Here is a 13865-nt window from a genome sequence, read left to right as displayed (position 1 = left end):
CAATACTTGCGACTAATGATTCAGTGACGGGAGCTTGCTTATCAAACTGACCTTGGTTGACCCTGACTCTCTTGTGCAGGATTGTTTTGCAACCCACAGTTAGCCGGTAAATCGGGTTAGAACCCGAATCAGATCATTTGGTACCAAAATGGTAGCAATGTTACACGTTGCCAGAAGGCCGACGGCGCTGACCGGAACCCGCAGGACGTGAGCGGTTGCCCGTATCTCTGCCGCCATCTCTTTGGGGGCGATTGCCCGCTGCGGCGCTACCGGCTGAACGCGGTTGACCATCCCGCTGGGAGCCGGCTGACCGAGGTGCCTGGGCGTTGTGACCTTGTCCACCATGGCCTTGAGCGCTGCGTGGTGGAAAGTCGCGGCGGGGTTGGCGCGCTGCCTGTGGTTTGCGCAATGGCTCGGGCCTGGCATTCGGGTCCGGTTCGAAGCCGGGCACAATAACGCGTTCGAGTTTCTGGCGAATAGTGCGCTCGATATCGGCCAGCAGTTTATGCTCGTCCACACACACCAAGGAAACGGCTTCGCCGCCCGCACCGGCGCGACCGGTCCGACCGATACGATGCACGTAGTCTTCGGGGACGTTCGGCAATTCATAGTTGACGACATGAGGCAGGGCGTCGATATCGATGCCACGGGCTGCAATGTCGGTTGCGACCAGGACGCGCAGTTTGCCGGCCTTGAATGCACCGAGCGCTTTCTCACGGGCAGACTGGCTCTTGTTACTGTGAATCGCCATGGCGGGGATACCGTCCTTGTCGAGCTGTTCGGCCAGACGGTTCGCGCCGTGTTTGGTGCGGGTGAAGACCAGCACTTGATTCCAGTTGCCATCGACGATGAGCTGTTGTAACAGGGCTTTTTTAGCATCCCGGTCAACGGGATAAATCCGTTGCTCAACGCGCTCGGCGGTGGTGACCTGTGGCGCAACTTCGACCTTGGCCGGGTTGTCGAGCAAATTCTGGGCGAAGGTTTTTATTTCAGGCGCAAAGGTGGCCGAGAAGAGCAGGTTTTGCCGTTGCTTGGGCAACAGGGCGAGCACCCGCTTGATGTCGCGGATAAATCCCATGTCGAGCATGCGGTCGGCTTCATCCAGCACCAGAATTTCCACGCCGCCCAAGTCCACGTTGCCTTGGCCGACGTGATCGAGCAGGCGCCCTGGCGTGGCGACGAGGATGTCGAGTTTGCGTTGCAGACGATCACGCTGTGGGTTGATGTTCACGCCGCCGAAAATCACCATCGAGGTCAATTTTAACTTTTGGCCATACTGCTTGACGCTTTCTTCTACCTGCGAAGCCAGTTCGCGCGTAGGTGTCAGCACGAGTGCACGAATGCGGTGTTTGGGTGCCGGGTGCAAGACAGGCGTGGTGGCGAGTCGTTGCAACAATGGCAAGGTGAAGCCGGCGGTTTTCCCGGTGCCGGTTTGGGCTGCGGCCAGAAGATCCCGCCCGGACAAGACGATCGGGATCGCTTCACGTTGGATGGGGGTAGGACTTGTATAGCCGACGGCGTCGAGCGCGGTCAGTAACTCGGGCATCAGGCCCAGTTCAGCAAATGACATGGTGTTTCCAAAGAATGTGGGTAAAAAATGCGGCGTGAAGCGGGTTGAATCCAGCAAAGCCGATCATTCTAACTGATTGCGAAGCGTTACAGGATTAAGATTGAGCCGAGTACCAGGCAATTCCTACCACTTGGGAAGCTCGAAAAACTCGTGATTCCCGCGTAGGCGGGAATCCAGCGCCTTGATTTTTCTTCGTTCCAGCTTTCGCGGGAACGAAGAATCATGATATTTCGAGGAGCCCACTTGTAACTTGGCGTTCAACTATTGGCTTTGGTGCTTTTGACAATGACCGCGCGGGTTTGATTGATGATTTGTGTAACGGCCTGATTGACCAGCTGTTGGCTGGCTGTGGCAAATCCGGTGGCATCGTTGCGCGTAATGGCTTGAGTTTGATCAAAGCGCAAATGGCCTTGAACCTCATGATTGGCTGGCGTTGTCCAAAGGCAGCTCATTACAAGGTGCGCTTTGCCCGTTGAGCCATCGATGTCGTGCTCAAGGCGGATCAACCGGCAACTGAGATTGGCGGCAACAGGTGCATTCGCCGAATTGGGTACGACACCCGCAACCCAAGGCTGTTTGAGCAAGGTTTGTTCAATCACGTCGCCGAGCATGTGTGCCGGTGTGGCCAACCAACGGCTGTCTCGGTAGGGCGCAAGGTTGAGGGCATCGCGGCTGTACATCATCGACTGGGTGTTAAACCCTTCGGCGGCTCTGGGTGTTCGCATTTGGATTAGAAAGGCGCTTTCGGAACTCGTTGAATCGATGGTAGGCGTTTGAATGTTTGGGCTGTTAAAGCGAAACACATTCTGCTGCTCCGGTGCCCTGATGGGCAGGCTGCAGCTAGCTAAGGTTGCGCTAAAAATACTTAACATCGCTAAGCTGGCGATGGTTTTTATCGAATTTAACTGCCGCATGGTAAATCCTTACAGAAGCGCTGCATCAAGGTGATGGGGTGATTTGAATCAGCCTGGGGCGCGTTTTGCTCTCACCCGGCCCCGGTGGAATAGGTGCTGTACCGTACAAAATCTGACTTGGATTTTCGTTGATCTCGTTGACAAGTTGCGTCAGCGCCCTGCTGGTCTCTTGCAGTTGCGTGAGCAGGCCATCGAGCACGGGCAACGTTTGCTGGTTGAAGTTTGTGAGCGTTTCATTGCCGGTTTTGCTCATGGTCAGTGTGCTTTCGCTCGCAGCGCTCACTTTATTGGCTGCCTCATTTGCTGCGGTCAGCGTGCTTTTGAGCCCTTGAATCGATTTGTCGAAGCGTGCGATCAGTCTTTGGGATTGTTTGATGAGTGAATTGGCCGATTGACTGGCTTCGGCTGTGTTTTGCAGTGTGGTACGTCCGGCAATGATGGCAGCTGAAATATCGTCTTTATGTTCGGCGAGCACGGTGGATAACGTATTAATGTTTTGCAGCGTGTTATCCAGTGTTGCGATGTTCTTTTCACTTAAGAGCATATCCAGCCGATTGCTGATGCGCGAAAATTTAACCATGGTTTCGCTCAGGCCGCCCTCGAGCCGGGAAAAGATAGAGGGTTGGTAGGGGATGACCAATTCTCCCTGTTTGTTGCGTTGCGTCAATGAAACGCTCGATTTGCCGCCGGTCAAGTTCAGAACGCTCAGTCCAGTAACACCCTGTGGCCTAAGTTGCGCGACGGTGTCTGAAAAAATGGGCACATTTTCGTCAATATCAACCAATATCCGAATTCGTCCCGGATTATTTCTATCAATGCGAATGCTCTTGACCTGGCCTACGTCCACACCCCGATAAAGTACGTGACTGTTGACCGTCAAGCCAGCCACGCTGTCGGTGGCGTAGATAACATATGGGGTAAATGCCTGTTGTTTCCCTCCCGTTACAAGCCAATAAACAGTGCCGGCTAAACCAAAGATGAGCAGCAAAACGAATAAGCCGACAGCGGTGTAATTGATTTTAGAATCCATTAGCTTGTCTCTGATGGAAAAGAGGGTGATGCAGCCTGCGAATGCTGCTTTTCCTGCTGCGCACCCAGCCAGAATGCTTGTGATCGCGCGCCGCGAAAATAAGCCTGTAGTTCGGGTTCATCGCGTGCCGCCAGTTCGGCAGCGGTGCCCACGGCCAATACTTTTTTTCGACCAAGGAACGCAACTTCATCGACGCCGCGCCAAATGGAATCCAAATCGTGCGTGGCCTGCAAAACGGTCAGGCCCAGTGAATCGCTTAAGGTGCGCACCAGATCATCGAACGCAGCTGCACCAATCGGATCGAGCCCCGAGGTGGGCTCATCGAGCACCAATAACTCGGGATCAAGCGCTAATGCCCGCGCCAATGCGGCCCGTTTCACCATGCCGCCAGATAACTCCATGGGCAATTTATGCGCACTTTCGGCGGGCAAACCGGCCAGAAGAATTTTGCTGATGCCCAGGTCGTTGAGCCAATGCGGATCAAAATGACCGTGTTCCTTGATCGGAAGCAGTACGTTTTCCAGCACGGTCAGCGAAGTGAACAAGGCACCGCCCTGAAACAACACGCCAATACGCTCACGTAATGATTGACGGAGGGCATCATTGGCCGAGTTTATATCCACACCAAAGAGTTTGAGTGATCCGGCATTGGCCTGTCGCAGCATGATCAAGGTGTGCAAAAGCACCGTTTTTCCGGTGCCTGAACCGCCCACAAGGGCAAGAATTTTACCGCGTTCAAGCTTGAAATCGAGGTTATCGTGCACGCGATTGCTGCCGAACTGATTAATGATGCCTTCCGCATCGATAACCAGATCTCTGGAGGGTGGCAGATCGGTTTTTTTTAGGGAAGGGGCTGTCATGTCAATAGCCCATCACGTTGTAGAGCACCGAAAAGAGCGCATCGATCACAATCACCATGAAAATGGCTTGTACCACGCTGACCGTCGTCGCATGGCCGACTTCCGCCGCGCTACCGCGCACCCGCAGCCCCTGCATACAGCCGATCAACGCGATGACGATGGCGAATACCGGGGTTTTGAGCAGCCCGAGCCAAAGCGTTGTGAGCGATACGGCCTCGGGCATTCGATCAAAATACACTGAGAAAGACACCCCAAAGCCATAGTTGGCCACCACCGCTCCGCCCAGCAGACCCATCAAATCAGAGAAGATGGAGAGCAGGGGCAGGGTGATTATCAAGGCCAGCACCTTGGGGAAAATCAGAATCTCAAACGGCGGTACGCCAATGGCGCGCAGGGCATCAATTTCTTCGGTGATCCGCATGGTGCCCAATTGAGCGGTGTATGACGAGCCGGTGCGACCGGCCACGATGATGGCAGCCAGTAAGGGCCCCATTTCACGTAGCGTGATGATGCCTACCAAATCGACAATCAACACGTTGGCACCATAGTTTTGCAGTGTGGCGCCGCCTTGATAGGCCATGACCATGCCGATCATGAACGAGAGTAAACCGACGATGCCAAGCGCCCGCACACCGGCCGCATCGATTTCTGATATGACTGCCCGCCAACGAATGCGCCAAAAAGTGAGCAAAAGCGGAGCACCGCGCCAAACGAGTTCGCCCAGAAATGCCAGAAAAGAACGGGTTTCATGCCATTGTTCCACCGTGAACTGACCGATGCGGGCGATCATTTTCGGTTTTTTTACGGGCGCGGGTTCGGTATCGACGAGCCGATCGTCGAGTAATTGGAGTAACGACGTTTCGCGCGGTGGAAACTCGCCAAGATCAACCTCAAAGCCATCGGCCCGCCACGTTCTAATCCACCGGGCCAGCACCAGAGCGCCCGCACCATCAAACGCGCTCATCTCGCTTCGAAGCACAATGCAGGGTTTATCCGCTTTTTTGGTTGGTGCGCCGGACAACGTATCCAGCGTTGGCACATGCTGCAGGCTGTGGATCGTCCACGTGCCGCTCAGTACCAGCACAGTCACCTGCCTGTCGCGTGCGTCTTTGTCCTCAAGCCAGCGGGCTAAGGGGGGCGTTTCTGCTGAACTTGTTGTTTCTGCCGCCGTTGACATGAGGGTGTGTCGGTATCTCTTGGTAATGATTGTCATGGAGCTTATCATTAGCTTGAAAAAATGCATGAATAAACCATCAAATGAGGCGAAACCGTTCGACCTCACACCTAAGAGACTAATCGCGTGAGTAAACAACGCCTGCAAAAAATTCTGGCCACCCAGGGACTCGGTTCCCGTCGCATGATCGAGGGTTGGATCAGTGCGGGTGAGGTTAAATTGAACGGCGTGGTTGCCCAGCTCGGTGACGTGGCCGAAGCGGGCGATGTTCTCGACGTGCGCGGGCAGAAAATCACTGTTTCCGACGAAACACCGATCCGGCGCGTCATCATTTATCACAAGCCTGAGGGCGAGATCACCTCTACTTCCGACCCGGAAGGTCGTCCAACCGTATTCGGCTCACTTCCCGCCATTCGCCAAGGGCGATGGATTACCGTAGGTCGTCTGGATTTCAACACATCCGGCCTGCTACTGGCGACCAATGATGGCGAGTTGGCCAACCGCTTGATGCACCCGAGCCACCAGATCGAGCGGACTTATGCTGTACGTGTACTGGGCGGATTAACCGAGGATCAGGTCAAGCAGTTGACCACCGAAGTCCAGCTCGATGACGGCCCGGCCCATTTCGATCAACTCAGCGACGCCGGTGGCACTGGGGTGAACCGCTGGTATCACGTGACCCTGCGTGAGGGGCGGAATCGTGAAATTCGCCGCATGATTGAAGCCGTGGGCGCCGTGGTTTCCCGCCTGATCCGCATCAGTTACGCGGGCATTCCGTTGCCGCCACGCCTCAAGCCGGGGCGCGCGCAGGATCTGCCGCCAGAAATGGAAGATGCGTTGGTCAAACTCGTTGGCCTTCGCCCCGAAACTCGTCGCAAAGTGCAGGATGAAGACACCAAGCGGCGCGCGCTGAAACCGTATCGGGCCCGTGTGCAAACCGGCACGGTCGCCAAACGGCCTGCCGAACCGTTCCGCGTTCCTGTCCGCGCTGAGTCGCAAGAGGGCGCCGATACTGCTGGCCGACCGACATCTCGCCCAATTGAGCGTGCAACAACCCGCTCGAGTCGACCCGGAGAACCGCGTCCGGTTTTGTCTCGCGCACGTCCGCAAATGACAGAAGAAGGCTCGGATAAGCGCGGCAAACCCGCGCGTGCCGGTGGCAAACCGATCCGTCGGGAGCGTCAAGGCACGGCTCGAACCACTGCCCCAGGGCGGAAACCATCTCGCGGCAGGTAAGCGTTTTCAGTTGCTGCGCATCCGCTTGATTTCACCCATTGATCTTTCGTGCCGAAGCATGATTTCCATGGGTAACTCGAGAAACACGCGCTCGACTTTTGCTCTTGGTTCACTACCAGTGGTTCCTTAACAAGCGGCGGGGGTTTATCATTAACTCTATGATTAAATTTCCTCCAGAAGACCATTCCCAAACACCAACTATTGAGGCGCAGGATAAACGCCCTGCACGCACCTCGACGATCAGCTTTACCGATCCAATTCAGTTGAAGAACCAGATACTGATCGCCATGCCCAGTCTGGACGATCCGAACTTCAATCACACGGTCACGTATGTCTGTGAGCACAATGAAGACGGGGCGATGGGGATTACCATCAATCGTCCGCTGGATGTCACTTTGGGTGATATTTTCGATCACATGAAGATTTCCTGTTCCAACCCGTCGATTCGCGGTCGACCCGTTTTCATGGGTGGCCCAGTCGCGCTGGAACGCGGTTTTGTATTGCATACACCGCACGGCGGTTGGGAATCGACACTGGAAATTACAGATGAAATCGGTCTTACGACCTCCAAAGACATTTTGCAGGCATTGGCCGAAGGCGCTGGCCCGGCGCGTGCAGTGATCGCGCTGGGCTATTCGGGGTGGTCCGAGGGGCAGCTTGAGCAGGAACTCGCTGACAATACCTGGTTGACTGTTGCGGCGACGACCGAGCTGATCTTCGATTATCCGGTTGAGGAACGTTGGGCTGCAGCTGCACGAAGTTTGGGTGTCGACATGAACTTGCTGTCCGGCGAAGCCGGTCACGCCTGAGTTTGCGCCGAATCGCCATGACGACTTCGGTCCTGCCCGGCACCTGGCTGGCATTCGATTATGGAGCATGGCGTATCGGTGTTGCCGTGGGTGAGCAAATGCTGGGCAGTGCACGTCCATTGACCACGCTGCATCATCGCAACGCACATCAGATCCAATGGGATGCCATCGGGCAACTACTGGATGAATGGCGCCCGGTTGGTCTGGTGTTGGGTTGGCCGTTGATGGATTCGGGCGAGACTTATCCCGTTGCCGAGTTCATCCGTCGCTTCGGCCGCAGGCTGGATGGCCGTTTTAATCTGCCGGTTCGTTACGTCGATGAGCGACTGAGTTCTGAACATGCGCAGATGCTGCTCACCACCCGTCACGGCAAGGATAAAGTGAAGAAATCGCCCAGTATGATCGATGCTCAGGCTGCTGCCATCATCCTTGAAACATTTTTCAGTCAAAGTCCGGTGCACTCGTCGGAGCATTCCGTGGAATCTTCTGCCGCATACCAAACAAATGGGACCTAAACATGACATCTAGTGCTGAAATCAAGTCAGTTGATCTATTGATTGACTCGTGTTTTTCCGAGTTGAAGCAGGCGGTTGATCTGGGCAAATTAAACGATCCGCTGATGGTGGGTATCCACAGTGGTGGTGTTTGGGTGGCCGAAGCATTACACCAGCGCATGAATCTGGCCGAGCCGCTGGGCAAGCTGAATATCACGTTCTATCGGGACGATTTTGATACTTTGGGCCTGCACCCGCAGGTTTCGCCATCGTATTTGCCCGCTGACATCGACGGTCGCGACATCATTCTGGTCGATGACGTGCTGTACACCGGGCGCACCATTCGCGCGGCCATGAATGAGCTGTTCGACTATGGTCGCCCGGCGCGTATCTGGCTTGTTGTGTTGTTCGAGCGCGATGGCCGTGAACTGCCGATTGCCGCTGATACGGTCGGGCAGCGCCTTCACCTTGCGGCTGACCAGCAAATTCATGTCGATGGCCCCGATCCATTGAGCGCCCGTATTGTGACTCGTGAGGAAAATGCCTGATGGCCGTCAATTTTGTGCGCCCGATGATTCCCAAACTGGCGACTGATCCTTGGGCAATCCAGTTTGACGCGCAGGGACATCTCAAGCATTTATTGACCATCGAGGGCCTTGGCCCGACCTGGATTACGCGTATTCTCGATACGGCTGAAAACTTCATGTCGGTATCGGATCGAGAAATCAAGAAGGTTCCGCTCTTACGCGGGCGTACGGTGGTGAATCTGTTCTTCGAATCATCCACGCGCACGCGCACCACCTTCGAGCTGGCGGCCAAACGGCTGTCGGCTGATGTGTTGAACATCAATCTTTCCACCTCGGCCACCACCAAGGGTGAAAGCTTGCTGGATACGTTGCGAAATATCGAAGCCATGCAGGCGGATATGTTTGTGGTGCGCCATGAACAATCCGGCGCGGCGCACTTTATCGCTCGTCATGTAGCGCCGCACGTTTCCGTTCTGAATGCGGGCGATGGTTGGCATGCACATCCGACGCAAGCGCTGCTGGATGCGTTCACGATCCGGCGAATCAAGGGTGATTTCGCGCCCTTGCGCATCGCGATTGTCGGCGATGTGAAACACTCTCGCGTCGCCCGTTCACAGATTCACGCTTTTAACTCGCTCAATGTGGGCGAACTGCGCGTCATCGGCCCGCGCACCCTCATACCGAATGACATCGAACCGCTGGGCGTGCGCGTATTCCACGATATGCGCCAGGGTTTGAAAGATGTGGATGTCATCATCATGCTGCGTCTGCAACGCGAACGCATGGAAGGCGGCCTGTTGCCGACCGAGCAGGAGTTTTATCGCTTGTACGGCCTCACGGAAGAAAAACTCGGTTGGGCCAAACCCGATGCGATTGTGATGCATCCGGGGCCGGCCAATCGCGGGGTGGAAATCGAATCCCGTGTTGCCGACGGCCCTCAGTCCGTCATTCTCGAACAAGTTTCCAACGGTATTGGCGTGCGTATGGCCGTGATGGCGTTGTGCATGAGTGCAGAATCATGATTCAAAATCCCCCTAACCTCGGTATTGATCTCGACCCCGTGCGGCATCCTGAAGGTTGTCGTCCGGGCATTGATTGCGACACCTGGCTCATTCAGGGCGCGCGGGTGTTCGATCCGGCTGACCAGCTTGATCGCATCGCTGATGTGTATCTGGCAGATGGCCGGATCGTGGGTATCGGTGATGCACCCGAGCAGTTCCCTCACACTCAGGTTCAAAAGATAGATGCCAAGGGGTTGTGGTTGATTCCCGGTGTCATCGATGGCTGGGCGCGTCTGCGCGAACCTGGGTTGGAGCATAAGGCGACGATTGCAACAGAAACATTGGCAGCCGTTGCGGGCGGTATTACAACCGTTTGTATGCCGCCTGATACCGATCCTGTACTGGATACCGTTGCCGTGGCACGCTTCATTAAACGTCGCGCTCAATTGTCCGGTCGTGCCCGTGTGGTGGCGATCGGTGCGCTTACGCAAGGTTTGAAGGGTGAATTGCTGGCGGAAATGGCCGAATTGACCGAAGGCGGGTGCGTCGCCGTGTCCAACGCCCATTATCCCGTGCGCGATTTGCGTCTGTTGCGCCGAGCGCTTGAGTATGCAGCCACCTTCGATATTCTGGTCGTGATTCAGCCCGAAGACCCATCCCTGAGCAAGCGCGGATGCGCGCACGAAGGGGCCATCGCCACTCGACTGGGCCTGCCGGGCATTCCTGTGTCTGCCGAAACGGCTCCGTTGGCACAGTTGCTGGCGGTGGTGGCGGAAACGGGCGCACGCATCCACATCAACAATCTTTCTTCGCGTGCGGGCGTGCGAATGATTGCCCAAGCCAAGGCGGAAGGTTTGCCGGTAACGGCCTCCGTGAGCGCGCACCACCTCTGGTTGTCCGAAATGGACACGGACGCGCTATGCGGAAATACGCATGTTCAGCCACCTTTGCGTGGCTTGCGGGATCGGGATGCTCTGCGTGCCGGGCTGTCGGACGGCACGATCGATTGCGTGATTTCCGATCATCAACCGCACGAAACCGATGCCAAGCTGGCACCATTTCCGGCGACGGAGCCGGGGATTTCCGGTTTGGATACCTTGTTGCCGCTCGTGCTCAAGCTGGTTGATGAAGAGGGTTTGAGTCTGACCAGAGCCCTGGATGCGCTGACGCGTCGTCCGGCCGAGCTATTCGGTCTGAATGATTCAGGTCGACTCGCATTGGGTACACGGGCCGATGTGGCACTGATCGATCCCGACGCTTACTGGACTCTGGATGAGAAAACGATGCGTTCAGCCGGCCAGGATACGCCGTTTTTCGGCTGGGATTTCCGCCATCAAACCCACGCTACATGGGTTAATGGCCGCCTCGTTTTTGAACGCCACATTAAAAATTGATTTGAATTTTGGGACCTCGAAACCCCCCATATTCAAGTTTTTTGAAGGGCCCTTTTGTTCTGAAGATACGCCATGATAGCGTCATATGCCGCTGACATGATCAACCATAAATACCTTCACCCACCACCTAAGGAGAAAGACGATGGCTTCGAAAATTTTGAGCATCATGCCTGCAGATGATTGGTACGCCCTGATTAGCGATGAGGACGAAGGCATCGGTTATGAGCCCTTGACCTGTTTTGCGCTGGTACAGATTGAGGAAGAGGGCGTGCTTTCCACGGAAGTTCGTCCGATGGTGTGGGCAGACACAGCCGTTATGTTTGCCGACGAAATCGAAGGCTTCATGGATCTCGAGCGTATCGAGGAAATTGGAGATGACGATGATTTTGATCTGGACGAAGAAGAGCAGTAATCATCTGTTTATTGATTGATTTTCTCGTTATGAAACCGCCGGTTACCCCGGCGGTTTTTTTGTGGGTGTCATTTGTGTGAGATTGAAATATTCGTGATGAAGCGACTATTTTTCAGACGAGGAGCAAAGCCCTCTTCTCAAGCTGAAAAAAACACGGTATAAGGCTGCGAAAATCCATCAATTCCTGAGGAACATACTGTGAGTAAAGACGACGATATTTCCGATCTCAACGAGCATTGGGAAGACGATGCCGAAGATTCGACTGATGCAGAACCTGAAGTGGAAAAGGTAAAACCAGTTGAGAACAAGGATGCTCGACGTCGGCTTGACGATCTGCTGGAAATGACTCGGGTCAAGCGGTTGATAGAGGATGACTTTTAAACGGCACGCAATGCCATCTCAGCGCTGGTTTTAACGGCGACCGGTAAGGGTGCGCCACAAAATTCGCGTCATCGCCGTAAGCCGATCCATAAGCTTCGGGCTTCGACCGCCGGCATAGGTGATAGCCGGATCGACCTGAATCTCGCGAAGTACCTGCTCGGTTCGTGCAATACACAAACGGTAGGTCATGCCAGACAGCCAGGGCTTGCCCAAGACGGCCGCAGCTTGGAGCAAATCCCGGCTGCGACGAATGTAGCGTTCGCATAATCGGCGCCAGGCAAAATCCACAGTTTGTTGCTCGAAGTGATTCGCATCCACTCGGTATTCGGCCAATTCATTAACAGGTAGGCGCAGCGGTTTGTTTGCTTGATGATCTGCCCGAGCACAAAGCAAACCATCCACCAACAGTAGCGCCATGATCAGGCCATCGATTTGAGCGGCCTTTGCCGGGTCATTCGATTTGATCTTCTCAAAGTTTCCGGGACGCAATTTAGGTAACGCATCTCGATAAAACCCCATGAGATCCGCAAAACTTTCCAATGGCTCAGAGGGATGAAAGCTGTTGAGCGCAATCGCCCAAGGAAGAAAGCTGAGTACGGAGCGTGACATAGGGGAAACCTTGGATTTTTTTAGTTTGGATTAGGGGTTGGTGAGAGTAAGTCGAGCAAGTCAGTGGGGTTTGTCAGAATGACATCGGCCAGCCAGTCTTCGATCGGCCTTTCGCCGTCCAGATAACCCCAGCGGACGGCAGCGGAGGGCATATGTGCGGCTCGGCTGGCTTGTATGTCGCGCTCATGGTCGCCCACATACAGGATGTGTTGTGGTGGCAGCCGTAGTTGCCCCGCAGCATAAATGAGCTGATCGGGATAGGGTTTGCGCCGGAGTAAGTCATCTCCTGCAATTACAACTGCGGGCTTTAAGTCCAGTTCCTTCACCAGTTCCCGAGTCAGGAAACCGGGTTTGTTGGTCACGATGCCCCAATGCATTTCTTGCTTATTCAACCAGTCGATCACTTTATCGAATCCCGCAAACAAGCGGGTTTCTCCTGCGATATCCTGCCGATAGAGTTGAAGGAAGCGATCGCGAAGAATCGCGAATCCTTGATCATTCGGACCGAGTTGAAAGCCAATCTCCAGCAGGCCCCGCGCACCATTGGATACCTGCGGGCGAATCTGCTCGAAAGGCATGGGGGGCAAGTTACATTCCAACCTCAGGCGATTGAGTGCAAGTGCCATATCGGGTGCCGTATCAATCAGTGTCCCGTCGAGGTCGAACAGCACGCCTTGAACAGGATGAGTTTGGTTGGAAGGCAGCTTTGTATCAAATCTCATGGCGACGGCAGGCCATGAGATAGTTTACGTCCAGATCCTGCGCATTCAGGGCATACGAACGGGTGAGGGGGTTGTAGGTAATGCCGGTGAACGCCACTGGGTTAAGCCCGACCTGACGGGCCATGCGTGCCAGTTCGGACGGCTTGATGAACCGCTTGTGATCATGCGTGCCACGAGGCACCAATTTGAGCAGGTATTCTGCCGCAACGATACCGAATAACCATGATTTCGGATTTCGATTCAAGGTGGATAAAAACACCCATCCACCCGGTTTAACCGCTTTGGCCAGTGCTTGAACAATTGATTCAGGTTGGTCGACATGTTCCAGCATTTCCATGCAGGTGACTTGATCAAAAGTGCCTGCATGCGTTTCTGCAAACGAAAGAATATCTTCCAGGCGATAGTCGATATTCAAACCCTGTTCATTCGCGTGCGTTTTTGCCGCTTGCAACGCATCAGCAGCCAGATCAAGTGCCGTGACCTTTGCGCCTTCCAACGTGAGCCCTTCGCTTAGAATCCCACCGCCACAACCGACATCGAGCACGCGTGCACCCGATAGTTCGACATGTTGAGTTATGAACTGGATGCGCAAGGGGTTGATGGCGTGAAGCGCAGCAAATGCACCGTCCTGATCCCACCATTGGTCGGATAATTGGTTGAACTTAATCAGCTCATCGGCGCGGGCACTTGATTGGGCTGTCATACGATTTTTCTCGACAAGGCGGGGGAAGT

The 13865-nt window shown here is 54.9% G+C and carries 16 protein-coding genes; 8 read left to right on the top strand and 8 right to left on the bottom strand.

From position 1 onward, the window contains the following. Window positions 1-160: 160 nt before the first annotated feature. From HNEAP_RS06825 to HNEAP_RS06805, 5 genes are all read right to left on the bottom strand, one after another. Entirely contained in the window at window positions 161-1570 is a 1410-nt protein-coding gene (locus tag HNEAP_RS06825; RefSeq protein ID WP_012824230.1) for a DEAD/DEAH box helicase, read from the bottom strand. Between the two features lie 257 nt (window positions 1571-1827). Next, entirely contained in the window at window positions 1828-2442 is a 615-nt protein-coding gene (locus HNEAP_RS06820) for an ABC-type transport auxiliary lipoprotein family protein (RefSeq protein WP_272866937.1), read from the bottom strand. A gap of 67 nt (window positions 2443-2509) precedes the next feature. Further along, on the bottom strand, window positions 2510-3514 hold the full coding sequence (locus HNEAP_RS06815; protein ID WP_012824228.1) for an MlaD family protein: 1005 nt from the start codon (window positions 3512-3514) through the stop codon (window positions 2510-2512). After that, entirely contained in the window at window positions 3514-4374 is an 861-nt protein-coding gene (locus tag HNEAP_RS06810) for an ABC transporter ATP-binding protein (RefSeq protein WP_012824227.1), read from the bottom strand. Before HNEAP_RS06810 ends, HNEAP_RS06815 begins: the two co-directional genes overlap by 1 nt. A gap of 1 nt (window position 4375) precedes the next feature. Further along, window positions 4376-5587, bottom strand: coding sequence for an MlaE family ABC transporter permease (locus tag HNEAP_RS06805; RefSeq protein ID WP_208107169.1), 1212 nt, complete (start codon window positions 5585-5587; stop codon window positions 4376-4378). An 87-nt stretch (window positions 5588-5674) separates the two neighbouring features. Here HNEAP_RS06805 and rluB point away from each other — a divergent pair, with 87 nt between their 5' ends. The 8 genes from rluB to HNEAP_RS06765 all read left to right on the top strand — a co-directional run bounded on the left by rluB (window position 5675) and on the right by HNEAP_RS06765 (window position 11802). Beyond that, window positions 5675-6784 (top strand): 23S rRNA pseudouridine(2605) synthase RluB, encoded by a 1110-nt coding sequence (gene rluB / locus HNEAP_RS12540; RefSeq protein ID WP_012824225.1) that lies wholly within the window; start codon window positions 5675-5677, stop codon window positions 6782-6784. 158 nt (window positions 6785-6942) lie between these two features. Further along, window positions 6943-7593, top strand: coding sequence for a YqgE/AlgH family protein (locus HNEAP_RS06795; RefSeq protein WP_012824224.1), 651 nt, complete (start codon window positions 6943-6945; stop codon window positions 7591-7593). Between the two features lie 17 nt (window positions 7594-7610). Next, window positions 7611-8108, top strand: coding sequence for a Holliday junction resolvase RuvX (gene ruvX / locus HNEAP_RS06790; protein WP_012824223.1), 498 nt, complete (start codon window positions 7611-7613; stop codon window positions 8106-8108). Between the two features lie 2 nt (window positions 8109-8110). Then, the gene (gene pyrR / locus HNEAP_RS06785) at window positions 8111-8635 is read left to right on the top strand and encodes a bifunctional pyr operon transcriptional regulator/uracil phosphoribosyltransferase PyrR (protein WP_012824222.1); all 525 of its coding nucleotides are present in this window, start codon (window positions 8111-8113) and stop codon (window positions 8633-8635) included. After that, complete coding sequence (locus tag HNEAP_RS06780) at window positions 8635-9636, top strand: aspartate carbamoyltransferase catalytic subunit (protein ID WP_012824221.1); 1002 nt, start codon at window positions 8635-8637, stop codon at window positions 9634-9636. The genes pyrR and HNEAP_RS06780 overlap by 1 nt, the downstream gene beginning before the upstream one ends. Further along, window positions 9633-11009: a dihydroorotase gene (locus HNEAP_RS06775; protein WP_012824220.1), complete on the top strand. Its 1377-nt coding sequence runs from the start codon at window positions 9633-9635 to the stop codon at window positions 11007-11009. Before HNEAP_RS06780 ends, HNEAP_RS06775 begins: the two co-directional genes overlap by 4 nt. Window positions 11010-11151: 142 nt before the next feature. Continuing rightward, the gene (locus HNEAP_RS06770) at window positions 11152-11421 is read left to right on the top strand and encodes a hypothetical protein (protein WP_012824219.1); all 270 of its coding nucleotides are present in this window, start codon (window positions 11152-11154) and stop codon (window positions 11419-11421) included. Between the two features lie 198 nt (window positions 11422-11619). Continuing rightward, window positions 11620-11802: a PA3496 family putative envelope integrity protein gene (locus tag HNEAP_RS06765; protein WP_012824218.1), complete on the top strand. Its 183-nt coding sequence runs from the start codon at window positions 11620-11622 to the stop codon at window positions 11800-11802. Between the two features lie 30 nt (window positions 11803-11832). Here HNEAP_RS06765 and HNEAP_RS06760 read toward each other — a convergent pair whose 3' ends face one another. The 3 genes from HNEAP_RS06760 to ubiG are packed head-to-tail and all read right to left on the bottom strand — an operon-like array spanning window position 11833 to window position 13836. After that, window positions 11833-12411, bottom strand: coding sequence for a hypothetical protein (locus HNEAP_RS06760; RefSeq protein WP_012824217.1), 579 nt, complete (start codon window positions 12409-12411; stop codon window positions 11833-11835). A gap of 20 nt (window positions 12412-12431) precedes the next feature. Beyond that, window positions 12432-13133: an HAD family hydrolase gene (locus HNEAP_RS06755; protein WP_012824216.1), complete on the bottom strand. Its 702-nt coding sequence runs from the start codon at window positions 13131-13133 to the stop codon at window positions 12432-12434. Further along, window positions 13123-13836 carry a bifunctional 2-polyprenyl-6-hydroxyphenol methylase/3-demethylubiquinol 3-O-methyltransferase UbiG gene (gene ubiG, locus HNEAP_RS06750; RefSeq protein WP_012824215.1) on the bottom strand — a complete coding sequence of 238 codons (714 nt, stop codon included), beginning with the start codon at window positions 13834-13836 and terminating at the stop codon, window positions 13123-13125. Before ubiG ends, HNEAP_RS06755 begins: the two co-directional genes overlap by 11 nt. Between the last annotated feature and the right edge of the window lie 29 nt (window positions 13837-13865).

The sequence above is a fragment of the Halothiobacillus neapolitanus c2 genome (assembly GCF_000024765.1).
GTDB lineage: Bacteria > Pseudomonadota > Gammaproteobacteria > Halothiobacillales > Halothiobacillaceae > Halothiobacillus > Halothiobacillus neapolitanus.
Note: the sequence above shows the minus strand (reverse complement) of the source record. Positions and strands in the feature narration are given on the sequence as shown.